The sequence below is a fragment of the Nocardia asteroides genome (genome assembly GCF_021183625.1).
In the GTDB taxonomy this organism is placed as follows: domain Bacteria; phylum Actinomycetota; class Actinomycetes; order Mycobacteriales; family Mycobacteriaceae; genus Nocardia; species Nocardia asteroides_A.
Window position 1 is genome coordinate 1,295,796 of record NZ_CP089214.1, and the last position, 23,702, is coordinate 1,319,497.

The window sequence follows — 23,702 nt, forward strand, 5'->3', positions numbered from 1 at the left end:
GAACGGGCCGCGGCTCCCCCCTTCGGGGAACCGCGGCCCGCTCTGTGACCGGGATCTACAGGTACTGCCCGGTGTTCGACTCGGTGTCGATGGCCCGGCTGGCACTGGCGTTCTTGCCGGTGACGAGCGTGCGGATGTACACGATCCGCTCACCCTTCTTGCCGGAGATCCGCGCCCAGTCGTCCGGATTCGTGGTGTTGGGCAGGTCCTCGTTCTCGGAGAACTCGTCCACGATCGAATCGTAGAGGTGCTGGATGCGCAGCCCGGGGTTGCCGGTGTCGAGCACCGCCTTGATGGCGTACTTCTTGGCGCGGTCGACGATGTTCTGGATCATGGCGCCGGAGTTGAAGTCCTTGAAGTACAGGACCTCCTTGTCCCCGTTGGCGTAGGTGACCTCCAGGAAGCGGTTGTCCTCGCTCTCCGCGTACATCCGGTCGACGACCCGCTCGATCATGGTGCGGATGCAGAGCGTCTTGTCGCCGCCGAACTCGGCGACGTCGTCGGCGTGCAGCGGCAGCGTGTCGGTCAGGTACTTGGAGAAGATGTCCTGCGCGGACTCCGCGTCCGGCCGCTCGATCTTGATCTTCACGTCGAGCCGGCCCGGCCGCAGGATGGCGGGGTCGATCATGTCCTCGCGGTTGGAGGCGCCGATCACGATGACGTTCTCCAGCCCCTCCACGCCGTCGATCTCGCTGAGCAGCTGCGGGACCACGGTGGTCTCCACGTCCGAGGAGACGCCGGAGCCGCGGGTGCGGAAGATCGAGTCCATCTCGTCGAAGAACACGATCACCGGGGTGCCCTCGGATGCCTTCTCGCGCGCCCGCTGGAAGATGATCCGGATGTGCCGCTCGGTCTCGCCGACGAACTTGTTCAGCAGCTCCGGGCCCTTGATGTTGAGGAAGAAGGACCTGGCCTCCTTGGCGTCCTCGCCGCGGGCCTCGGCGATCTTCTTGGCCAGCGAGTTCGCCACCGCCTTGGCGATCAGCGTCTTGCCGCAGCCGGGCGGGCCGTAGAGCAGCACGCCCTTGGGCGGGCGCAGCGCGTACTCGCGGAACAGGTCCTTGTGCAGGAAGGGCAGCTCGACCGCGTCCCTGATCTGCTCGATCTGCCTGCCGAGGCCGCCGATGTCGGTGTAGTCGACGTCCGGCACCTCCTCCAGCACGAGATCCTCGACCTCGGCCTTGGGGACGCGCTCGAAGGCGAACCCGGCCTTGGTGTCGACGAGCAGCGAGTCGCCGGGGCGCAACCTGCGGATCGGGGAGTCCGGGTCGTCCAGGTCGTCGGCCTCGGAGAGCTTGCTGAGCGGGCCGGAGAGCCACACCACCCGCTCCTCGTCGGCGTGCCCGACGACGAGGGCGCGGCGGCCGTCGTCCAGGATCTCGCGGAGCGTGCCGATCTCGCCGATGGCGTCGAAGTTGCCCGCCTCGACGACCGTGAGCGCCTCGTTGAGCCGGACCGTCTGGCCGTACTCGAGCGTGTCGGTGTCGATATTCGGCGAGCAGGTCAGCCGCATCTTCCGGCCGGAGGTGAAGACGTCGACCGTCTGGTCCTCGTAGGCGCCGATCAGGATGCCGTAGCCGCTCGGCGGCTGACCGAGCCGGTCGACCTCCTCGCGGAGCGCGATCAGCTGCTGGCGTGCCTCCTTGAGGGTGTCCATCAGCTTGGTGTTGCGAATCGTGAGCGAATCGATGCGGGCCTCGAACTCGCGCCCGCGCTCCGGCGAATCGGCGAGTTGCCTGCGGAGTGCAGCCGCCTCGGCCCGAACCGCCTCGAGCTCTCTCCAGGCCGCCGAATCCGAATTCTCGATGGGGCTCATGTGCTGCTCCTCCCAGTCCCGGTCTATCAACGCTACCGGGCGCGAACCGTTCTCGCTGTCCGACATGGTTTCGTCGTGATCACATCTCTGCTGCGACCGGCCGCCGATCCACCATGTTAGCCTGCCCTAACAAACCCCGGCGGGTCCTCTCGCCGATAAACCGAAAGGTTGCCGAGATGCTCCTTCCTTCCCGTGCACTGCGTGTGTCCGTGGGTACCGTCGCCGCGGCGGTCGCCGTTACGCTCGGCCTCGTCGGCTGCGGTTCGGACGACTCGTCCGACACCGCCGCATCGAGCACCAGTGCCGTCGCGAGCAGCGCCGCCGCCTCGTCCTCGACGGCGGCCGCGTCCAGCTCGCAGGCGGCGGGCGACACCGCCCAGCCGACCCCGGCGCAGCTCCAGGCCACCCTGGACAAGTTGGCCGATCCGGCCACGCCGACCGCCGACAAGACCGCGGTGGTGGTGGACGGCGAGAAGCGCGCCGCTGCCATCGAGCAGCTGACCCAGGCGCTCGCCGGGTACGGCAAGCTCACCTTCACGGTGTCCGATGTCACTGTGGCCGGCAACACGGCGACCGCGCCGACCGTGATCACCTCGCCCAACGGCGCCGCCCCCGCCATCCCGCTCACCTGGGAGAACGTCGGCGGAAGCTGGAAGCTGTCGGATGCGACGGCGTGCACGCTGCTCGGCTTCGCGCAGATCCCCTGCGCCTGATCCCCGCGCGGGTGCCGGGTACCGGGCTCCGAGCCCGTACCCGGCACCACCCGCACCGCGACCCTGCGTTTCCACGCTGCCATTGTTCCCCGGCAGTCGGCTTCCGACACCGGAATCTCACGGATGCGATTCAGCCCTTCGACGGCCGGCGCTGCGGTTTGGGCGCCACCTGGCCCTCCGCGAGCCTGCGCGCGCTGACCAGGAACGCGGTGTGCCCCTGCATCCGGTGCTCCGGCCGCACCGCGAGCCCGACCACGTGCCAGGGCCGCACCAGCGACTCCCAGGAGCGCGGCTCGGTCCAGCACTGCTGCTCGCGCAGCGCCTCGACCACCTTGGAGAGCTGGGTGACGGTCGCCACATACACGATCAGCACCCCGCCCGGCACGAGCGCGCCGGAGACCGCGGGCAGCGCGTCCCACGGCGCGAGCATGTCCAGCACCACCCGGTCCACCGGTTCGCCGTCGTAGGCCGCCACGTCGGCGATGGTGAGCGACCAGTTCGCCGGCCGTTCGCCGAAGAATCGCTCGACATTGCGCACCGCGTGCTCGGCGTGGTCGTCGCGGATCTCGTAGGAGATCACCTCGCCCTCCGGCCCGACCGCGCGCAGCAGCGAGCAGGTGAGCGCGCCGGAGCCGGCCCCGGCCTCCAGCACCCGCGCGCCGGGGAAGACATCGCCCTCGTGCACGATCTGCGCCGCGTCCTTGGGGTAGATGACGGCGGCGCCGCGCGGCATGGAGAGTACGTAGTCGACCAGCAGCGGGCGCAGGGCCAGGTAGGGGGTGCCGTTGGTGGAGTTCACCACGCTGCCCTCGGGCGCGCCGATCAGGTCGTCGTGGCTGATCGCGCCGCGGTGGGTGTGGAACTCCTTCCCCGGTTCCAGGATCACCGTGTGCAGCCTGCCCTTGGCGTCGGTCAGCTGCACCCGGTCCCCGATGGTGAATGGCCCGGTCCGTCTGGCCGTCATGGATCTCCGTTCGCTGGTCGTTGTCCGGTACCGCCGCACGACCGGTGACGGTCGGCGTGTCGGTACCGCCGGATAGCCTGCCAGGTATGTCGCTGCCCGTGTCCACGCCCCCTGCCGGTCCGCCGCCGGGGCCGCCCGGCCCCGGCCCGGCCGCGCCGAGCGGGCTCGCGCTCTCCCCCTCGCGCGCCGCGGATTTCAAGCAGTGCCCGCTGAAGTACCGCTTCCGCGCGGTGGATCGGCTGCCGGAGGCGCCGTCGCGGCAGGCGGTGCGCGGCACCGTCGTGCACGCGGTGCTGGAGCGGCTCTTCGAACTGCCTGCCGCACAGCGTGTTCCGGATGCGGCCGAGGCGCTGCTGCCCGCGGCGTGGGAGCGGGTGCGCGCCGAGCGGCCGGAGGCGGGCGAGCTGATCTCGGACGCGGAGTTCCCGGTCTTCGCCGAGGAGGTGACGGCGCTGCTGACGAGCTACTACCGGCTGGAGGATCCGACGGCGTTCGACCCGGAATCCTGTGAGCTGCGACTGGAGACCGAGTCGGCGGACGGGGTGCCGCTGCGCGGCTTCGTCGACCGGATCGACGCCGGACCGGACGGCGCGCTGCGGGTGGTGGACTACAAGACCGGCAAGGCGCCGGGGGTCACCCAGGAGACCAGGGCGCTGTTCCAGCTGAAGTTCTACGCGCTCATGATGTTGCGCACCCGCGGCGTCGTCCCGGCCGAGCTGCGGCTGATCTACCTGGCCGACGAGCAGGTGCTCACCTACACCCCCGACGCGGCCGAGCTGGAGCGCTTCGAGCGCACCCTCGCCGCGCTCTGGCGCGCGGTCGCCGAGGCAGTGCGGAGCGGCGATTTCCGGCCGAGCACCGGATGGCTCTGCGCCTACTGCGATTTCAAGCCGCTCTGCCCCGCCTACGGCGGCACCCCGCCGCCGTACCCGGGGCCTCCCGCGGCGTCAGACCTCGAAATCGTGGAACAGCAGGATTGACAGCCCGAGTCCGACAGCGAGATTCACGAGCACGGCGGAGCCGAAGACCAGGACCGGGCGGCGCCCCGCCGCGCGCAGTCCGCGCACCGAGAACTCCAGCCCGATGGAGACGAAGGCGAGGATCAGGAAGTCGGTGCGCAGGTCGTTGACGAGGGTGATCTGCTCCTTGCCGGTCGCCGCGGAGACCTGCTGCAGGTAGATCGTACCGATCACCGAGGCGGCGACGAAGCCGAGCACGAACTTCGGGAACCGCGCCCAGAACTCGCCGAGCGTCGGCCGGGCCGCGCCCTCGGTGCGCTCGATCCGGAGCGTGAAGTAGGCGGTGAGCGCGATCGCGACCAGCCCGATCAGCGCGTTCTGCGTGGTCTTCACGATGGTCGCGATCTGCAGCGCCTCCTCGCCAGCCAGCGCGCCGGAGGCGGCGACCGCGGCGGTGGTGTCGATGTTGCCGCCGATCCAGGCGCCCGCGACCGCGTCGGAGAGCCCGAACACATCGGCCAGCCAGGGCAGCAGGAAGATCGATGGCAGCGCGAAGAGGATGACCAGCGAGGCGGCGTAGGCGATCTGCTCGCGCCTGGCCTGCACCGCGCCCGCCGCCGCGATGGCGGCGCTCACCCCGCAGATGGAGACGGCGGAGGCGAGCAGTGCGCGCAGTTTGTCGTCGATGCCGAGCCGCCCGGCGAACCACCAGGTGAAGCCGAAGACGATGGTGATCAGCAGCAGCGCCTGCAGGATCGCCGGCCCGGCCGCGGTGACGAGGAGCTTCAGGTTGACCGATGCCCCGAGCAGCACCACGCCGGTCTTGATGAAGAACTCGGTGCGGAACCCGGCGGCGAGCCGGTCGCGCAGCCCGAGGCCGCTCAGCACCACATTGCCGAGCAGCCCGAGCGCGATGGCGTACACCGGGAACTCGACCGCCTTGGCGACCCGGGAGAAGGTCCCCTCGGCCGCCCATTTCGGCACGGAGATCTCCAGGTACCTGGTGAGGCCGCCGAGCACCAGCACCACCGCGAGCCCGAGCAGCACGTCCCGCGCCCGCCCCGGCCGCTCCGCACCGGCTATCGCATCCGTCTCGGTTCCCGGCGCGCGCTCCGGCGCCTCGGTTCCGGCCGCGGGGGCCCGCTTCTCCGGATCGCTCATCAGGGCACCAGCCATCCGGGGACGACGCCTGCCAGGATCAGGACGAGCAGGACCAGCCCGACGATGGTGGCGAGCCAGTCCTCGTTCAGCGGGAATCGGCGCTCGGGCTGCTGCGGTGCTGGTGACGACACGGCGGGTCTCCTCGTGCTGGCGGGCAGAGCGCACCGTAGCAACGCCCCGCCCGCCCGCACACCGATTGCCTTTCCGCAGAACGCAATCCTTGACGACCGCGCTCAGAAGGCTCGGCAGGACCTGATGTCGGTCGCGAGGATCGCCTTCGCACCCAGCTCGGCCAGCCGGTCCATGAGGTCGTTGCCCTGCTTGCGCGGCACCAGCGCGCGCACCGCCACCCAGTCGGCGTCGGCCAGCGGGGAGACCGTCGGCGACTCCAGCCCCGGGGTGATCAGCACCGCCTGGTCCAGCAGCTTCTTGGGGCAGTCGTAGTCCAGCATGAGGTACTGCTGTGCGAAGACCACGCCCTGGATCCGGGCGACCAGCTGGTTGCGGGCCCGGTCACCGGTGCCGGAGTCGGCCTGCTCGACCAGCACGCCCTCGGAATCGCAGAGCGACTCGCCGAACGCCACCAGATTGTGCTGGCGCAGCGTCCGGCCGGAGCCGACCACGTCGGCGATCGCGTCGGCGACGCCGAGCTGGATGGAGATCTCCACCGCGCCGTCCAGCCGGATGACCTCGGCGGTCAGCCCGCGTGCGGCCAGGTCGGCCCGGACCAGCTTCGGGTAGGAGGTTGCGATCCGCTTGCCCGCCAGTTGCTCGACCGACCACGGCTGCCCCTGCGGCGCGGCGTAGCGGAAGCTGGAGCGGCCGAAGCCGAGCGCGAGCCGCTCCTTCACCGGCGCGCCGGAGTCCAGGGCGAGGTCGCGGCCGGTGATGCCGAGGTCGAGCTCGCCGGAGCCGACGTAGATGGCGATGTCCTTGGGGCGGAGGAAGAAGAACTCGACCTGGTTGGCCGGGTCCAGCACGGTCAGGTCGCGGGAATCGGTCCGGGTGCGGTATCCGGCCTCGGCGAGGATGGAGGAGGCGGATTCGGACAGCGAGCCCTTGTTGGGTACGGCGACGCGCAGCACGATGGGGTCCTTTCGGGGTGGGGTGAGTGCTCTCGACGGTCGACGGGGTGTCGGCGCGGTGCCGTCACAGATGTCGGTACACGTCGTCCAGCGTCAGCCCGCGGCCCACCATCAGCACCTGTACCCAGTACAGGAGCTGGGAGATCTCCTCGGCGAGGGCGTCGTCGCTCTCGTGCTCGGCGGCGATCCAGACCTCGCCCGCCTCCTCGAGCACCTTCTTGCCCTGGGTGTGCACCCCCGCGTCCAGCGCGGCCACGGTTCCCGAACCCTCGGGGCGGGTGGCGGCGCGGTCCTGCAGCTCGGCGAACAGGGCCTCGAAGTTCTTCACGCGGGTCATTCTTTCAGACCCGGGTGCTCCCCCTCCGTTCCGGTGCCGCGACGGGGAGGCCCGCCGCGGCACCGGCCGAGCTCAGCCCGCGTCGGTCGCCAGCAGTTCGCGCAGGTCCGCGACGGCGGTGCGGAGGTGCTCCGCGAAGGCGTGCATCTCCCCTGCCACCGGCTGCGGGGTGGCGAGGTAGAGCTTCCACCGGTCCGGCAGCAGCACGTAGGCGACGCCGATGCAGCTCGGGCTGGTGGAGCCGAAACCGAACTGGCGGATGTGCACCGACGGCGCCGAGCTGGTGCTCAGGTAGTCGTCGCGCAGGATCCGCCAGCCCGGGCTGGTGTACAGCGGCAGCGGCTCGGTGACCCCGAGCTCGGCGCCCCGGCGGCGCTGGATCCACTCCAGCTCCCACAGGTGCTGCTCGGGCGCGGCCCCGGCCTGGCACTGCCTGGCCCGCTCCACGTGCGCCGCCGCGGCGGCCCGCGCGGCGGCCAGCTTGGCCTCGGTGGAGGCGCCCGCGTCCTCGAAGGCGTCCACGAAGGCGATGATCTCCGGGGTGATCACCCGCATGGCCTCGGTGCGGCCGTTGCGCCACTGCCTGGTCGCGATCGACTCGTAGGTGGCGCCGGTGAAGCCCTTGCTGCGCCGGTGCGCGATCTGGTAGCTGAGCTGCGCGAACGCGTCCGGGCTTATCTTCAGCGCCTTGGCGGCCTCGGTGCCGAAGTCGTCGAAGGAGACGACCTGGGTCGCGTTCGCCGCGGCGTAGTCGGCGAAATCGGCGGCGGCCGCGGCGATGTCGGCGCGCTGCGCGGCGGTCAGGGTGAACTCGATCGGCTCGACCGGCGGCAGCCCCTGCCCGCGCGCCCCCGAGCGCTCCGCGTGCTCGGCGAGCGGGGTGCCGAGCAGGGTGTCGACGAAGGAGAGGACGGTGGTGCCGTCCAGCCCGCAGTGCTCGACGTTGATCCCGGCCTGGCCGTCGGCGAAGACGACGAAGGTGACGGCCTTGTCGAAGTACCGGTTGCCGCTGTCGCCGTGCAGCAGCTGGTCGCTGGCCTGCTGCTCGTCCTGCGGCGCGAAATCCTCCAGCGCGACCACGAACAGCGCCGACTCGATGGTCTCGATGGCCGCGGCGTTGCCCGGGTCGGCCAGCAGCTCGGCCCGGCTCGCGGCCCACTCCGCGCGGGCCTTGGTGGTCAGGTGCCCGATCGCGGTGTCGGTGGCGGCGGCCTTCGCCCCCGCCTTGAGCACCGCGCGCAGCCCGTCGGTGATGTCCTCGGCCGAGTAGGGCGCGCCGTCCGGGCCGACCACGTCGAGCCGGAAGGCGTTGCCGCGGTGGAAGACCAGGATGTGCCGCGCGGTGGCGGGGCCGGGGTACTCCTCGGAGTAGGGCACCCGCACCGAGTCCTGCTCCGCGCCCGGGATCCTGGTCTCGGCGAAGAGGTACTTGTTCTGCCACATGGAGAGCTGCTTGCCGCGCTGGGTGACCGGCGGGATCTCCTCGGCGTCGAGCGCGAGCTTGTAGTCGACGGCGGCGAGCGTGATGGCGGCGGCCCGCTCGGCCTGGTCGGCCGAGGTCGCGGCGGCGAGCGGGGTGTCGTCGCGGAACAGGAAGAAGAAGTTCGCGTTCAGCGCGATCCGGTCGCGGCGGCCCAGGTAGCGGGAGGGCCAGAACAGGTCGAGCCAGCTGCCGACGCCGGGAGTGGCGTCGTACTCGGCGAGCGCGGCGTGCAGGGTGCGGCCGGGGCCGTCCGGGCGCAGCAGGTCGGCCACGGCGGCCTCGGTCGCTGCGCGCTCGTCGTCGGTGAGGAGCGGGGCGCTCCACTCCAGGAACCGGGCGGCGCTGTCGTCCAGGGTCGGCAGCGGCACCCTCGGCAGCTGGTCCTCGGCGGCGAAGGTTCGTGGGCTCACGAGTTGTCCTCGGGGTCGGCGGAGTGTTCCGGTAGCGGTCGGGAGAGGTGAAGGGTCGCATACAGCGACCCGTCGGCCTCGTACCCGGTGGTATCGATGCCCTTGTCCGCCAACGCCTTCAACACCTGCGCCTGCTCGTCGGCGGAGGCGAAGCGCCGCTGTGCGTGGAGTCCGGGCACCTGCTCGGTGCGGTACCCGAGCGCCGCGAGCTCCGCGGCGACGGGACCGTAGTCGAACATGCGCAGCACGAAGTGTGCCATCCACGGCCTGCGGCGCGGATGCGCGGTGGCCACCCGCACCAGCGTCTTCTCGGTGACATAACCGATGCACCCGGTGGAGATCACCAGGTCGGCGCGGGCCAGCACCTCACGCTGGTCCTCGTCCGGATCGGCCGACTCCAGGTCGGCGTGCACCACCTCGTCCAGCAGCCCGGCCTCGGCCGCGTACTCCAGAGCCGGGCGCGACGCGTCGATCCCGAGGAAGCGGGCGTCAACGCCAGGCACCTCGGCCCTCCCCTTGTCGAGCGCGAGCGCGGAATCCCGGTCGGTGGTGCCCGCGTAGCTCTCGGCGAGCTCGGCGAGGCTGGTGCCGAAGCGCAGCAGCGCCGCGTTCACCCCGTAGGAGCAGCCGATGTCGAGCACCGTCGGCACCGCGACCCGGGCCGAGGCCCGATACTCGCGGAGCTGCTGCTGGAAGAAGGGTGCCGCCGAATCGGGGATCGAATAGCCCAGCTCCGACATCCGCCGGTAGTACTCACGGGGATCGGGGCGATCGTAGATGTGGTCGAAGGAGGCTTTCCCGGTCGTGTGCAAGGGTACCGGCACTGTGCGTTCCTCTCGGTCGAGCCAGAAATCAATCGAGTAATCGGTCACCGCGGACGGCGGAGGCCGCCGCGGCGACATGGTCCGGCAGCACCCGGCCGAAAAGCTGCCTGGTCCGTTCCACGGTGCCGATCACACCGGGCCGGTCGGTGTAGGCGAAGATCGCCGAATGCCGCTGCACCGCGCCGGAAACCGGGGAGACGCGGTGCAGGGAGAAGCGCCCCTGGAAGAGCTGCAGATCGCCGGGGCGCAGGTCGAGCCGCTGCACCGGGTACGAGCCGGTGCCGGTGAGCACGGCGCGGACGTCGTCCAGGTTCTCCGCATCGGTGCTGCGGATGTTCGGGCAGAACTCGAAGACGCCGCCCGCCTCGGCGGGCTGGGTGAGCATGCTGACGGTGAACTCGTTGGTGTCGAAGTGCCACGGGTGCGACATGCCGGGCGCCACCACGTTGAGGCAGAGCCCGGCCAGCGGGTCGGCGAACTCGTGCAGCCCGGGCAGCCCGAAGCAGTCGGCGACGAAGCGCTGGAAGACCTCGCTCACGTACAGCCGGTGGATCAGCGCGTCGGCGGGGATCAGATCCCGCGGCACGAAGGCATTGCCGCGCTCGAGCACGATGGCACCCGGATGATCCGGTGGCAGTTCGGAATCGAGCGGGATGTTGTAGGCGTTGACCCGCTCCACCTTGTAGTAGGCGTCCGGCGCGATGGCGGCGCCCTGCGCGCGCAGCGTCTCGACCAGCTCCGGCCGGACGAACTCGCGCAGGACGTGGCAGCCGGTGGCGGCCAGCTCGGTTCTGGCGGCGCCGACCGCGGCGCGCCACCCCTCCCCCCCGGGATCTGCCAGCGAATACCGTGCGGTATCGACGATTTCGTCGAGGACCCCCATCACCGTCATGGCGATATTGTGAGGCAGCGCGCCAGAAACACGCCCGGGATTCGCCGAGCTGGCCGGTGACTACTGTCACACGTCCGACGTGCGGATATTCCTGTTGCCACGCAGTAACTCTCGCTACGGGCGGGCGGCGGGCTCACGTTCGCCGGAGGTGAGCGCGGCGCTCAGATCGGCCATCGAGAGCCCGGTAAGCGATTCCCGGAAAACGAGTCCGGGCGCGGCGGGAACGGCGATCTCGCAGGGCACGACCAGGACCGCGCAGCCTGCGGCGGCGGCCGCGGCGGAACCGGTCGGCGAGTCCTCGATCGCGACGCAGTCGCCGGGGTCGGCGCCGAGGAGTTCGGCGGCGCGCAGGTAGACGTCCGGCTCCGGTTTGCCGTGCGGCACCTCGTCGCCGCAGACGGTGACCGCGAAATTGTCCCGGCCGAGCGTATTCAAGGCGAGTTCGGTCAGTGACCGCTTGGTGTTGGTGACCAGCGCGGCGGGCACCCCGGCCGCGGCGATCATCGCCAGCGCCTCGACCGCGCCCGGCCGCCACGGGATCGGGCCGGTCATGAGCGCGGTGACGCGGCGCTCCAGGAACTCGCCCGCCGCCACCAGCGCAGCGCGGGTCGGCTCGATGCCGAGGCCGGTGAACATGATGCGCAGCGCGTTCGGCCCGGAGGCGCCGATCAGGGCGTGCCTGATCTCGTCGGTCATCTCGCGACCGTGCTCCCTGGCCAGCTCGCGCACCGCGACATCCCACAGCTTCTCGGAGTCGAGCAGGGTGCCGTCCATGTCCCAGAGCACACCCGCCGGTCGGGTCATCGTGGTCCGCCTCTCTCGTGCCGCCGCCGGTCAGCCTATCGGGACGGCCGTACCGGTGCCGGTCAGAGCCCGGAGCCCGCGAGCAGGAAGCGGCCGCCCTCGTTGGCCACCCGGAACCAGCGGCTCTCCGAGCTGGTGCCGCCGCCGGCCAGGGTGTAGGTGAGCGAGGCCACCACGGTGTCCGGGCCGGTCGGGGTGATCGAGCCGACCCGCACCCCGCGGATCGTCGACCAGAACTGCGAGTACGCGCCGAAGCCGCCGGTCTGCGCCTGGTACCCCGGGGAGAGCTGCGCCCACGCGCCGTTGATGTCGCCCGGCAGCATGCCGTAGTAGCCCTGCACGAACTGGGCCTGCTGCTCCGTGGTCGGCGGGCCGTTCTGCGGGGCCGGGGCGTTCGAGGTGGCCGGGGCCGGAGCCTCCGTGGTGGGGGCCGGAGCCTGCGTGGTCACGGCCGATGGGCTCGGGGGCGGGGGCGCCGCCTGCTGGTCGTCGTCGCCGGTGCCGCGGGCGATCAGGGCGATGAGCACGCCCGCCAGGAGGATCACCGCGAGGGCGATCGCGCCCAGCGCGGTCAGCTGCAGCCGCTTGCCCGCCGCCGGGTCGCGGCGGGGCGGGGTGTACTCGAGCGGGGTGACGGGGGTCGGGCGCGCGGCGGCCGCGAAGGCGGCGTAGTCGGGGGTGTAGGGCGAATCGTTCGCTGCTGGTGGGAGCGCGGTGGTGGGGTCGGGGTTCGGGCCGGAGTCGGATGCCGTCCCGGAAGCCGAGGGACCGCTCCCGGCCGCACCCGGTGCGGCCGCACTCGGGCCGGTCCCACTCGGGCCGGTCCCACTCGGGCCAGCCGCACCCGGGCCACCCGCACTCGGGGCGGCTGCGCCCGCGTCGGCGGAGACACCGTCGGACGCAGCGCCAACTGCCGCTGCGGAGCCCGCGAGTACATCGCCGGGCGTGGAGGAGTCGTCGGCGGCACCGGCGCCCGAGGCTGCATCGCCTGCGGACTTTCCCGCCGCACCGGAACCCGAGGCACCGCCCTCGGCGGGGCCCGCTGTCGCGCCGGAATCCGAAGCGGCGCTCACCGCATCGGAATTCGGAGCGGCGCTCCCGGCCGCGCTCGACGCGGCGCTGCTCGCGTCATCGCTCGGCGAGGCGGAGCCGGCCACGCCGGAATCCTCGGCCGCACCTTCACCGTCACCGGAGTTCGGCGCGACGGCGGCACTCGCCACACCGGCCGCGACCGAGCCGTCCCGCTTGCGCAACTCGACCCGCTCGCCGGAGCCCGGCGCGGGCGCGCTCTCCGCCCCCGGCGCACCCCTGGCACCGGCTACCGAACCGCCGGTCGGCCCACTCGGCGGCCCCTGCGGCACCCGGGCAGGCCCGGACCCCGGAGCGACCGGCCCGCTCCCCGGCGTCCCCGGCCCGTACACCCCGGGCGCACCGGCCCTCGGCCCGTAGGCGGGCCGAAACGCGTTCACCCGCGGCCCCGGCGGCGGAGCACTGCGCGGATCGTTCGGCGGCGGCCCCCCGAACCGCCCGGGATCGGGCAGAACGGTGGTCCCACTCGGCCCGGCCAGGACTGCCGTCCGCGGATATCCGCCGGGCGGCAGCACCGAGGTCGGCCCGGCGGGCCGCCCGACGGCGACCCCCTCGAGCACCCCGGCCGCCTCCTGCATGGTCGGCCGCGCCTCGGGCGTCGGCGCGAGCAGATGCATCAGCACCGGCCCGAGTGCCCCGGCGTGCTGCGGCGGCTGCACATGCCCCCGCGCCACGGCGTGCAGCACCGCGAGCGGATTGTCCCCCTCGCCGAACGGCGGGCTCCCGGTCACCGCGGCGTACAGCGTCGACCCGAGCGCGAACACGTCGGAGGCGGGCTCCCCGTCTTCCCCGCGCGCCACCTCGGGTGCCAGGTACGCGGGAGTCCCCGCGAGAAATCCGGTCGCGGTGACGGTCACATCCCCGACCGCCCGCGAGATCCCGAAGTCGGTGATCTTGACCGTGCCGTCATCCCCGACCAGCAGATTCCCCGGCTTCACATCCCGATGCAGAATCCCGGCCCGGTGCGCGGCGGCCAGCGCGGCGGCGGCCTGCGCCCCGATCCGCGCCACCTCCATCGGCGGCAGCGTGCGCCCCCCGGAGATCCGCGCGGCCAGACTCGGCGCGTCCATGAACTCCATGACGAGCCACGGCCGCCCGTCCTCCTCGGCCACGTCGAAGACGGTGATGGCGTTCGGATGGTGCAGCCGGGCGGCGATCCGCCCCTCGCGCATGGCCCGCGCCCGCGCCTCGACCCGCTGCGACGGGGTGAGCTGCGGATCCAGCCGCAGCTGCTTGACCGCGACGGTCCGCTGCAACCGGACGTCGGTCGCCTTCCACACGACGCCCATGGCGCCGGTGCCGATCGGATCGGAGAGCCGATACCGTCCCGCGATCAACCGGTCCGACGTCATCTGATCGTGCTCCTTCCCGCCGAGCAGTACCGCAACTCGGCGCACGCGCTCCGGAGCCCGGCGAAAATCCTACGCCCCGAGCCGCTTCGACTCCGGGCGGGCCGCACGCCACCCGGTGCGGCATACGACGAGCGCTCCGGTGCGCGACGTCCGACAGTGGCATACCCGGAACGGGCCGTTCCATCGGCCGACCTCAGCACGGTACGCCACCGGCGCGCGGGCTCCGCGTCGAGCGCGCGCCGGGCAGCTCCGGGCGCCGCGACGATTCCGTTCCCCGGCACCCGGTTTCACGGGCAGCCGTGCCCGCGCCATGATCCGGTACGAACGCCGGCGCCGTGGTCCGTTTCCGCCGTGAAACCGCTCACACTAGGCGTTGAAGTACTTGGCCTCCGGGTGCAGCAGCACGAACGCGTCGGTGGACTGCTCCGGGTGCAGCTGTAGCTCCTCGGAGAGCCGGACCCCGATCCGCTCCGCCGCGAGCAGGTCGACCAGCTTGGCCCGGTCCTCCAGCTCCGGGCAGGCGCCGTAGCCGAAGGAGAAGCGCGCGCCGCGGTACCCGAGCTTGAAGTACTCCTGCACGTCGTCCGGGTCGGACTCGGCGACCGCGTGCCCCTCCAGCACCAGCTCCTCGCGGACCCGCCGGTGCCAGTACTCGGCCAGCGCCTCGGTGAGCTGCACGCCGATGCCGTGCACCTCGAGGTAGTCGCGGTAGTTGTCGCCGGCGAAGAGCTGGTTGGCGAAGTCGGCGATCGGCTGCCCCATCGTCACCAGCTGGAAGGGGAACACGTCCACCTGCCCGGTCCGCTCCGCGTGCTCGCGGGAGCGGATGAAATCCGCGATGCAGAGGAAGCGGTCGCGCTGCTGGCGCGGGAAGGTGAAGCGGTAGCGCTCGGGGGCGTCCGGGCGCGGCTCGGTCAGCACGATCACGTCGTCGCCGTCGGAGACCGCGGGGAAGTAGCCGTAGACGACCGCCGCGTGCTGCAGCACGCCCTCGGTGCTGAGCCGCTCCAGCCAGGCGCGCAGCCGCGGCCTTCCCTCCGACTCCACCAGCTCCTCGTAGCTCGGCCCCTCGCCGCCGCGCTGGCCGCGCAGCCCCCACTGGCCGAGGAAGAGCGCGCGCTCGTCCAGCAGCCCGGAGTACTCGTGCAGCGCGAGCCCCTTGATCACCCTGGTCCCCCAGAACGGCGGCACCGGCACCGGCAGCTCGGCGGCCACGTCGGAGCGGGCGGGCACCTCGACCGGCACCTCCTTGGCCTTGCGCTCCTCGGCGATCCGCCGGGAGCGCTCGTGCCGCGCCCTGCGCTCGGCCGCCTTCTCGCGTTCGGCGATCGCCTCCGGGCTGTCCGGGTCGGGGCCGCCGCCGCGCTTGCGGGTCATGATGGTGTCCATCAGCCGCAGCCCCTCGAAGGCGTCCCTGGCGTAGTGCACGTCGCCCCGGTAGACGGCGGTGAGGTCGTTCTCCACGTAGGAGCGGGTGAGCGCGGCGCCGCCGAGCAGGACCGGGAACTGGTCGGCCACACCCCTGGTGTTGAGCTCCTCCAGGTTCTCCTTCATGATCACCGTCGACTTCACCAGCAGCCCGGACATCCCGATGACGTCGGCCTTCTTGTCCACGGCGGCGTCGAGGATGGTCGCGATCGGCTGCTTGATGCCGAGGTTGACCACCTCGTAGCCGTTGTTGGAGAGGATGATGTCGACCAGGTTCTTGCCGATGTCGTGCACGTCGCCCTTGACCGTGGCGAGCACGATCCGGCCCTTGCCGCTGTCGTCGGTGGCCTCCATGTGCGGCTCCAGGTAGGCGACCGCGGTCTTCATCACCTCGGCCGACTGCAGCACGAACGGCAGCTGCATCTGCCCGGAGCCGAACAGCTCGCCGACGGTCTTCATCCCGGACAGCAGCGTCTCGTTGACGATCTGCAGCGGCGGCACCTCGCGCATGGCCTCGTCCAGATCCGGCTCCAGGCCGTTCCGGTCGCCGTCCACGATCCGCCGCGCCAGCCGCTCGAAGAGCGGCAGCGCCGCCATCTCCTCCGCCCGCGAGGCGCGCGAGGACGCGGTGGAGACGCCCTCGAACAGCTCCATCAGCGTCTGCAGCGGGTCGTACCCCTCGCGCCGCCGGTCGTAGACCAGGTCGAGCGCGGCCTGGCGCTGATCCTCCTGGATCCGCGCGATGGGCAGGATCTTGGAGGCGTGCACGATCGCCGAATCCAGCCCGGCCTGGACGCACTCGTGCATGAAGACCGAGTTCAGCACCTGCCTGGCGGCGGGGTTGAGCCCGAAGGAGATGTTCGACAGGCCGAGCGTGGTCTGCACCGCGGGGTGCCTGCGCTTGAGCTCGCGGATCGCCTCGATGGTCTCCAGGCCGTCCCTGCGCGACTCCTCCTGCCCGGTGCCGAGGGTGAAGGTCAGGGTGTCGACGATGATGTCGGACTCGTGCAGCCCCCAGTTGGTGGTGATGTCGGTGATCAGCCGCTCGGCGATCTCCACCTTCTTGGCGGCGGTGCGGGCCTGGCCCTCCTCGTCGATGGTCAGCGCGACCACCGCGGCGCCGTGCTCGGCGACCAGCGCCATGGTCTGCTGGAACCGCGACTCCGGCCCGGCGCCGTCCTCGTAGTTCACCGAGTTGACCGCGCAGCGCCCGCCCAGGTGCTCCAGCCCGGCGCGCAGCACCGGGGTCTCGGTGGAGTCGAGCATGATCGGCAGCGTCGAGGCGGTGGCGAGCCTGCCCGCCAGTTCGTTCATGTCGGCGGCGCCGTCCCGGCCGACGTAGTCGACGCAGAGGTCGAGCATGTGCGCGCCGTCGCGGGTCTGGTCCTTGGCGATCTCCAGGCACCGCTGCCAGTCGCCCGCCAGCATGGCGTCGCGGAAGGCCTTGGAGCCGTTGGCATTGGTGCGCTCGCCGATCATCAGGACGCTGGCGTCCTGCTCGAACGGGACCGCGGTGTACATGCTGGAGACGCTCGGCTCCGGCTCCGGGTGCCTGCGCTCCGCGATCGGCGGCAGCGCCCGCTCGACCTCGCGCACCGCCGCGCTCACCTGCCGGATGTGCTCCGGCGTCGTCCCGCAGCAGCCGCCGACCAGCGCCAGCCCGAACTCGCTGACGAAATCGCGCAGCGCGATCGCCAGCTCCTCCGGGGAGAGCGGGTACTCGGCGCCGTGCTTGCCGAGGACCGGGAGCCCGGCGTTCGGCATGACCGAGACCGGCAGCCGCGCGTGCCGGGAGAGGTGCCGCAGGTGCTCGCTCATCTCGGCCGGGCCGGTGGCGCAGTTCAGCCCGATCATGTCGACGCCGAGCGGCTCGATCGCCGTCAGCGCGGCGCCGATCTCGCTGCCGACCAGCATGGTGCCGGTGGTCTCGACGGTGACGTGGGTGATGATCGGGATCCGGCGGCCCGCGCTCGTCATGGCGTGCCTGCTGCCCACCACCGCCGCCTTGACCTGCAGCAGGTCCTGGCAGGTTTCGATGAGGATGGCGTCGGCGCCGCCGTCCAGCATGCCGAGCGCGGCCTCGGTGTAGGCGTCGCGCAGCGCGGCGTAGGGGGCGTGGCCGAGGGTGGGCAGCTTGGTGCCCGGCCCCATCGAGCCGAGCACGTAGCGCGGCGTGCCGTCGGCGCCCGGCCCCATCTCGTCGGCGACCTCGCGGGCCAGCCTGGTGCCGCGCTCGGAGAGATCGCGGATCCGGTCGGCGATGTCGTAGTCGGCGAGGTTGGACAGGTTGCAGCCGAAGGTGTTGGTCTCGACCGCGTCGGCGCCCGCCTCGAAGTAGGCCCGGTGGATGTGGCGCAACACGTCCGGTCTGGTCTCGTTCAGGATCTCGTTACAGCCCTCCAGACCGCGGAAGTCGTCGAGGGTGAGCTCCGCGGCCTGCAGCATGGTGCCCATCGCCCCGTCGCCGATCACGACGCGGCGCGCGAGGGTATCCAGCAGGGTGGTGTCGAACCGGGACGCAGACATGAGACCAGGGTAGTGGGCTGGTCCGACGCCATCGGCCGGACCTCCGGACGCGCCATCACCGGAGGCCGCGTCCCGGCGGGCCACGTCGTAGGCTGACCGGGTGAACCGCAGTGAAACTCCCGATTCGGAACTGCCGACGTTGCGGGATCCGGTGCTCGTCGCGGCCTTCGAGGGCTGGAACGACGCGGGCGATGCCGCCAGCGGCGCGGTGGAGCACCTGGAACTGATCTGGGACGCCGAACCGCTCGCCGAGCTCGACTCCGAGGACTACTACGACTACCAGGTCAACCGGCCGACGGTGCGTCAGGTGGACGGCGTCACCCGGGAGATCCAGTGGCCGTCGACCTCGCTGTCGGTGTGCTCGCCGCCCGGCAGCGACAAGGACATCGTGCTGCTGCGCGGCATCGAGCCGAACATGCGCTGGCGCAGCTTCTGCGCCGATCTGCTGGAGTTCATCGAGCAGCTCGGGGTGCAGACCGTGGTGATTCTCGGCGCGCTGCTCGCCGACACCCCGCACACCAGGCCGGTCCCGGTCACCGGCTCGGCCTACAGCCCCGAGGCCGCCGAGCGCTTCGCCCTGGAGCAGACCCGCTACGAGGGCCCCACCGGCATCACCGGCGTCCTGCAGGACCAGTGCGTGCGGGCGGGCGTCCCCGCCGTCTCGTTCTGGGCCGCGGTCCCGCACTACATCTCGCAGCCGCCCAACCCCAAGGCCACCATCGCCCTGCTGCACCGGGTCGAGGAGGTGCTCGACATCGAGGTGCCGCTCGGCGAGCTGCCCAAGCAGGCCGAGGAGTGGGAGGAGACGGTCAACGAGATGACCGAGGGCGACGAGGAGATCAGCGAGTACGTGCGCTCGCTGGAGGAGCGCGGCGACGCCGCGGTCGACCTCAACGAGGCCATCTCCAAGATCGACGGCGACGCCATCGCGGCCGAGTTCGAGAAGTACCTGCGGCGCCGGGGGCCGGGGAACTTCGGGCTGTGAGGCGCGCCGGCCCCGCCGGGGATGGAGGCGGGGCCGGGCGCCGGGCCGCTCACCCGTCCAGGGTGAGCACGAGTGCGGCGGCATCGCGGGCCAGCCGGGCGATCAGGATCTCGCGCGGGATGGTCTGGCCGCCCAGGTGGTCAAGCGATGGCGTCAGCACGTGGTGCGCGTCGGCGCGCTTGAGCTCGTGGGTGAGCTCCGCGAGCGCCGTGCCGTCGCCGTCACAGGACTCGTGGAAGGTCGCGGCGAAACAGAGGCCGCGGGACCGGGCCAGGTCACGCAGCGCGTGCTCCAGCTCCTCCCCCCGTCCGTCGGCCAGATCGTCCCGCACGTATCCGTAGGTCAACGCTTGCACCGAAACCTCCATTGGACTCGGTATGTCTTCGCGTCCTGCGATCCCCGAGAGCGCCTCCAGGGACCACCCGCCGGTTCCACCCCTGCGCACGTGTATCGGTTGCGGATGCACGTCCATCTGCACTTACAGGAACCTTTGGGCAAACTTCTCGCTCCCCTACAGGATGCCGAACGACATAGTGCGAATGCAGATGTCAACCCGGTGACATCCGGTTGCCCTATCGAGGACGCCGAAGGTTAACTGGTGCGATACTGGCGGCGTGGCCATAGCCGACGATCGACCCGTCTGGGCAGTCCGCATGCGCTCCGAACGCGACGCGAGGGGGTGGTCCCAAGCCGACGCGATCCGGGTGATGCGTGCCAAGTCCGCGCACAATCTGCCGACCGACAGCACGCTGCTGCGCAATTGGCGCAGGTGGGAGGCGGGTGAGTCGAAGCCGGACGACTTCTACGCCCCCATCATCGCAGCGGCCTTCGACTCCGCGGCGGCCTCGTTCTTCCCGAAGGCCAGGCCGAACCGGGACGACGAGCTGCTCTCCGCGACCGGCATGGACACCCTCGAATTCGTCGGCAGGCTGCGGATATCGGATGTCTCCGGCTCCACGCTGGACGCGGTGCGGATCACCGCGGAGCGGCTTTGCTGCGAGTACGCCTACGCCGACCCGATCGAGCTGCACAGCGAGGGCACCGCCTGGCTGCGACGGATCGCCGCCCTGCTCGACGGCAGGCTCACCCTCGCCCAGCACCGGGAAATCCTCTCCCTGGCGGGCTGGGTGGCACTGCTGGTCGGCTGCGTGGAGTACGACCTCGGCAAGCGGGCCTCCGCAGAATCCACCCGGCAAGCGGCGCTGTCGCTCGGCACCGAGTCGGAGAACCCGGAGATCATGGGCTGGGCGGCCGAGATGGCGTCGTGGTTCGCGCTCACCCAGGGCAACTACCGCGGCGCGATCGAGGCCGCGGAGCCGCTCATGGACGCGTGCCGCGGCTACGGGGTCGGGGTGCAGCTGGCCGCGCAGCAGGCCAAGGGCTGGGCCCGGCTCGGCGACCGGGCCAGGGTGGAGACGGCGCTGGAGCGCGGCCGCGCGATCCTCGACCAGCTCGAGCACCCCGCCGACCTGGACAACCACTTCGTGGTCGACCCGCAGAAGTTCGACTTCTACGCCATGGACTGCAGCCGGGTGGTCGGCGACGACCGCGCCGCGCGGGCCTACGCCAAGGAGGTCATCCGGGATTCGTTCCGGGTGGACGGCACCGTCCGCAACCCCATGCGCGCCGCCGAAGCGCACCTGACCCTGGCCGTGCTCGCCGCCCGCGAGCGCGACCTGGAGCGCGCGCTGGCCGAGGCCGAGCTGGCATTCGGGCACGATCGGCGCTCGCTGCCCTCGCTCGGCTGGATCGCCGGGGAGCTGGCGCGCGAGATCACTGATCGTTTTCCCGGGGATCCACGCGGCCAGGACTATCTGGACCAGCTCCGGGCGCTGGCCCGGGTGTAGGGCGGGTCCGGATCTGGAGCCGCGCGGGGTTCAGCGGACGGGCGGCTCCGGCTACGGGGCCGCCGGTGGCGGATTCAGTTCCTGGCGCTCGCGTCCGGGATACGCGCCGGGCACGCCGTACCCGGCGCGGTGGCGAGCTCGAAGTGCCACCACTCGTTGTCGAAGGTGCGGCAGAGCCCCCAGCGGTAGCCGTCGGCCTCCAGCCACTGCGCGCCCTGCTGCGGCCCGACGTCGATCGCGTCCCCGCTGACGTGCGTGGATTCGTCGGGCGGCAGCACCCAGCGCCGCGCCTCCCCCTGGCTGCCGTAGGTGGCTAGGCCGTCGTCCCAGAGCGCCTGCTGCTCGGCCGGGCTGCGGTACCCGGAGGTGATCGAGAGCGGTACGCCCTCGGCGTGCGCCTCGCCCTCGGCCAGCGTGTAGGCCAGGGCGAGCGCCGGGCTCAGCCCCTCGGTGCCGGTGGCCGAGCCGATCCCCTCGCGCTGATCGATCGCCTCCGCCCCGGTGGCCGGTGCGCCGCCCGCGAGCCCCCCGGCGGGAAGCTCCGAGGCAGGGAGCCCCGCGGCGGGAAGCTCCGGCGCGGCGTGGGCAACCGGCGCGGCCAGCGCGAGCCCGGCGGCGAGCAGCGCCGCCGCACCGCTCCTGCGCAGCCCGATTCGAACCCCGGCACCCACCCCGTGCTCCGCTTCGATCATGCCGCGATCGTAGGCGCGCTCAGACCCGCTCGGCGGACCGGGTCCGCACCCGCAGCGCGATCGGCTTCTGCGTCTCCGCGAAGAAGTCGTTCCCCTTGTCGTCGACGACGATGAAGGCCGGGAAGTCCTCGACCTCGATCTTCCACACCGCCTCCATGCCGAGCTCCTGATACTCCAGCACCTCGACCGACTTGATGCAGTCCAGCGCCAGCCGAGCCGCGGGCCCGCCGATCGACCCCAGGTAGAACCCGCCGTGCTCCTTGCACGCCCTGGTCACCTGCGCCGAACGATTCCCCTTGGCCAGCATGACGTGCGAGCCGCCCGCCGCCTGGAACTGGTCCACGTAGGAATCCATCCGGCCCGCGGTGGTCGGCCCGAAGGACCCGGAGGCGTACCCGTCCGGCGTCTTGGCCGGCCCGGCGTAGTACACGGCCATATCCCGCAGGTACTGCGGCATCGGCTCGCCCGCGTCCAGCCGATCCTTGATCTTCGCGTGCGCGATGTCCCGCGCCACCACCAGCGGCCCGCTCAGCGAGAGCCGCGTCTTCACCGGGTACTTCGACAGCTCCGCGCGAATATCCGCCATCGGCCGGTTCAGGTCGATGCGCACCACGTCGCCGCCGAGAATCTCGTCGGTCTGCTCCGGCAGGTACTGCGCGGGCTCCCGCTCGAGCTGCTCCAGGAACACACCCTCCGCGGTGATCTTCGCCAGCGCCTGCCGGTCGGCGGAGCACGACACCGCGAGCGCCACCGGGCAACTCGCCCCGTGCCGCGGCAACCGCACCACCCGCACGTCGTGGCAGAAGTACTTGCCGCCGAACTGCGCCCCGATCCCGAACGACTGGGTGAGCTTGAAGACCTCTTCTTCCAGCTCCAGATCACGGAAGGCGTGCCCGGCCGGCGAGCCCTCGGTCGGCAGCGAGTCCAGGTAGTGCGCGGAGGCGTACTTCGCGGTCTTGAGCGCGAACTCCGCACTGGTGCCGCCGATCACCACGGCCAGGTGATAGGGCGGGCACGCCGCGGTGCCGAGCGACCGGATCTTCTCGTCCAGGAACTCCAGCATCCGCGCGGGGTTCAGCACCGCCTTGGTCTCCTGGTACAGGAAGGACTTGTTCGCCGAGCCACCGCCCTTCGCCATGAACAGGAACTTGTAGGCCGGGTTCGCCGGATCACCCGGCGCCGAGTACAGCTCCACCTGCGCGGGCAGGTTCGACCCGGTGTTCTTCTCGTCCCACATGGTGATCGGCGCCAGCTGCGAGTACCGCAGGTTCAGCTTCGTGTAGGCGTCGAACACACCCCGGCTGATCCACTCGGCATCGTCCGCGCCGGTCAGCACACCCTCGGACTTCTTGCCCATCACGATGGCGGTGCCGGTGTCCTGGCACATGGGCAGAATCCCGCCCGCCGAGATGTTCACGTTCTTGAGCAGATCCAGCGCGACGAACCGGTCGTTGCCGCTCGCCTCCGGATCGTCGATGATCCGCCGCAGTTGCCGCAGATGCGCCGGGCGCAGGTAGTGGCTGATGTCGTGCATCGCCTCCGCGGTCAGCAGCCGCAGCGCCTCGGGCTCGACCTGCAGGAAGGTGCGGCCACCGGCCTCGACGGTGGAGACACCCTCGGTGGTGAGCAACCGGTACGGCGTCTCGTCGGCGCCGATCGGCAGCAGATCGGAATAGCGGAACTCGGGCGCGGTCACGGAACGCACTCCTTCGGGCGAGCTGACTTCGAAGCACCCGGAGCGTAACGACCGCGTTTCGGCCGACCGTTGCTTAGGCTCCCCTATGCAAGCCACCCAACGCCCAGGTTGTACCTTCAACCAGAGCGCGACGACAGCAGACCGGCGAGGATGGGAACACAGGCGGTGACCGACCCACAGTGGCTCGACGACCTGGAGATGCGGGCGTGGCTCGGGTACGTGCGCACCCGGGATCTGGTCGCCGCGGCGGTCGGGCGGGACTCGACCCGGGACTCGAACCTGACCTTCGCCGAGTACTCGGTCATGGCCTATCTCTCGCTCAGCGGGGAGTCGCTGACCTTCGCCGAGCTGGCGGCGAAGCTGGAGTGGTCGCAGAGCCGGCTGTCGCACCAGATCACCCGCATGGAGCGGCGCGGGCTGGTCGCCCGTGAGCCGCTCCCCGACGATGCGCGCCGCACCGCCGCCCGGCTCACCCCCGACGGAATACTGGCCCTGGGTGACGCGGCGCCGATGCACGTCGGGAGCGTGCGGCGGAACATGATCGACGTCCTGGACCGGGATCAGCTGTCCGCCCTCGCCGACATCTACGACACCCTCCTCGCCCATCACCGCCGCTCCGCGAATCCCTGACCCTCCGCA

20 protein-coding genes are annotated in these 23,702 nt (G+C 71.4%); 5 read left to right on the top strand and 15 right to left on the bottom strand.

Features of this window, described 5'->3' with window-relative positions:
* Positions 1–55: 55 nt before the first annotated feature.
* The gene (gene arc, locus LTT61_RS06385; protein WP_233019007.1) at positions 56–1,816 is read right to left on the bottom strand and encodes a proteasome ATPase; all 1,761 of its coding nucleotides are present in this window, start codon (positions 1,814–1,816) and stop codon (positions 56–58) included.
* A gap of 209 nt (positions 1,817–2,025) precedes the next feature.
* Here arc and LTT61_RS06390 point away from each other — a divergent pair, with 209 nt between their 5' ends.
* Positions 2,026–2,529 (top strand): hypothetical protein, encoded by a 504-nt coding sequence (locus tag LTT61_RS06390; RefSeq protein ID WP_420094742.1) that lies wholly within the window; start codon positions 2,026–2,028, stop codon positions 2,527–2,529.
* Between the two features lie 130 nt (positions 2,530–2,659).
* On the opposite strand, the gene LTT61_RS06395 is transcribed toward LTT61_RS06390, so the two are convergent.
* Positions 2,660–3,493: a tRNA (adenine-N1)-methyltransferase gene (locus LTT61_RS06395; RefSeq protein WP_233019009.1), complete on the bottom strand. Its 834-nt coding sequence runs from the start codon at positions 3,491–3,493 to the stop codon at positions 2,660–2,662.
* A 92-nt stretch (positions 3,494–3,585) separates the two neighbouring features.
* On the opposite strand from LTT61_RS06395, the gene LTT61_RS06400 reads away from it, so the two are divergent.
* Positions 3,586–4,473: a RecB family exonuclease gene (locus tag LTT61_RS06400; protein WP_420094793.1), complete on the top strand. Its 888-nt coding sequence runs from the start codon at positions 3,586–3,588 to the stop codon at positions 4,471–4,473.
* Here the strand turns inward: LTT61_RS06400 and LTT61_RS06405 are convergent.
* The 10 genes from LTT61_RS06405 to metH form a co-directional block, all read right to left on the bottom strand.
* Positions 4,441–5,613: a YeiH family protein gene (locus LTT61_RS06405; RefSeq protein ID WP_233019011.1), complete on the bottom strand. Its 1,173-nt coding sequence runs from the start codon at positions 5,611–5,613 to the stop codon at positions 4,441–4,443. The two genes, LTT61_RS06400 and LTT61_RS06405, sit on opposite strands and share 33 nt — an antisense overlap.
* The gene (locus tag LTT61_RS32625) at positions 5,613–5,744 is read right to left on the bottom strand and encodes a hypothetical protein (protein ID WP_269821857.1); all 132 of its coding nucleotides are present in this window, start codon (positions 5,742–5,744) and stop codon (positions 5,613–5,615) included. Before LTT61_RS32625 ends, LTT61_RS06405 begins: the two co-directional genes overlap by 1 nt.
* 102 nt (positions 5,745–5,846) lie before the next feature.
* Positions 5,847–6,698, bottom strand: a complete 852-nt coding sequence (gene hisG, locus LTT61_RS06410; RefSeq protein ID WP_233019012.1) for an ATP phosphoribosyltransferase — start codon at positions 6,696–6,698, stop codon at positions 5,847–5,849.
* Between the two features lie 64 nt (positions 6,699–6,762).
* Positions 6,763–7,026 carry a phosphoribosyl-ATP diphosphatase gene (locus LTT61_RS06415; protein ID WP_067659283.1) on the bottom strand — a complete coding sequence of 88 codons (264 nt, stop codon included), beginning with the start codon at positions 7,024–7,026 and terminating at the stop codon, positions 6,763–6,765.
* An 81-nt stretch (positions 7,027–7,107) separates the two neighbouring features.
* Positions 7,108–8,928, bottom strand: a complete 1,821-nt coding sequence (locus tag LTT61_RS06420; protein WP_233019013.1) for a choline/carnitine O-acyltransferase — start codon at positions 8,926–8,928, stop codon at positions 7,108–7,110.
* Entirely contained in the window at positions 8,925–9,752 is an 828-nt protein-coding gene (locus tag LTT61_RS06425; protein ID WP_233019014.1) for a class I SAM-dependent methyltransferase, read from the bottom strand. Before LTT61_RS06425 ends, LTT61_RS06420 begins: the two co-directional genes overlap by 4 nt.
* A gap of 28 nt (positions 9,753–9,780) precedes the next feature.
* Complete coding sequence (locus LTT61_RS06430) at positions 9,781–10,644, bottom strand: arpA protein (RefSeq protein WP_233019015.1); 864 nt, start codon at positions 10,642–10,644, stop codon at positions 9,781–9,783.
* Positions 10,645–10,758: 114 nt separating this feature from the next.
* Positions 10,759–11,448 carry an HAD family hydrolase gene (locus LTT61_RS06435; protein ID WP_233019016.1) on the bottom strand — a complete coding sequence of 230 codons (690 nt, stop codon included), beginning with the start codon at positions 11,446–11,448 and terminating at the stop codon, positions 10,759–10,761.
* Between the two features lie 62 nt (positions 11,449–11,510).
* Entirely contained in the window at positions 11,511–13,889 is a 2,379-nt protein-coding gene (locus LTT61_RS06440; RefSeq protein ID WP_233019017.1) for a serine/threonine-protein kinase, read from the bottom strand.
* A gap of 366 nt (positions 13,890–14,255) precedes the next feature.
* On the bottom strand, positions 14,256–17,843 hold the full coding sequence (gene metH, locus LTT61_RS06445; protein WP_233019018.1) for a methionine synthase: 3,588 nt from the start codon (positions 17,841–17,843) through the stop codon (positions 14,256–14,258).
* 100 nt (positions 17,844–17,943) lie between these two features.
* On the opposite strand from metH, the gene LTT61_RS06450 reads away from it, so the two are divergent.
* Entirely contained in the window at positions 17,944–18,828 is an 885-nt protein-coding gene (locus LTT61_RS06450; protein ID WP_233019019.1) for a PAC2 family protein, read from the top strand.
* A 49-nt stretch (positions 18,829–18,877) separates the two neighbouring features.
* Here LTT61_RS06450 and LTT61_RS06455 read toward each other — a convergent pair whose 3' ends face one another.
* Positions 18,878–19,183, bottom strand: coding sequence for a hypothetical protein (locus tag LTT61_RS06455; RefSeq protein ID WP_233019020.1), 306 nt, complete (start codon positions 19,181–19,183; stop codon positions 18,878–18,880).
* Between the two features lie 352 nt (positions 19,184–19,535).
* Between LTT61_RS06455 and LTT61_RS06460 the strand changes: the two genes are divergently transcribed.
* On the top strand, positions 19,536–20,675 hold the full coding sequence (locus LTT61_RS06460) for an XRE family transcriptional regulator (protein WP_233019021.1): 1,140 nt from the start codon (positions 19,536–19,538) through the stop codon (positions 20,673–20,675).
* A gap of 74 nt (positions 20,676–20,749) precedes the next feature.
* Here LTT61_RS06460 and LTT61_RS32800 read toward each other — a convergent pair whose 3' ends face one another.
* A complete protein-coding gene (locus LTT61_RS32800; protein WP_420094794.1) occupies positions 20,750–21,163 on the bottom strand; it encodes a M15 family metallopeptidase in 414 nt (137 codons plus the stop codon).
* 223 nt (positions 21,164–21,386) lie between these two features.
* Complete coding sequence (locus LTT61_RS06470; protein ID WP_233019022.1) at positions 21,387–23,063, bottom strand: fumarate hydratase; 1,677 nt, start codon at positions 23,061–23,063, stop codon at positions 21,387–21,389.
* 165 nt (positions 23,064–23,228) lie between these two features.
* Here LTT61_RS06470 and LTT61_RS06475 point away from each other — a divergent pair, with 165 nt between their 5' ends.
* On the top strand, positions 23,229–23,693 hold the full coding sequence (locus LTT61_RS06475) for a MarR family winged helix-turn-helix transcriptional regulator (protein ID WP_233019023.1): 465 nt from the start codon (positions 23,229–23,231) through the stop codon (positions 23,691–23,693).
* Positions 23,694–23,702: the final 9 nt, after the last annotated feature.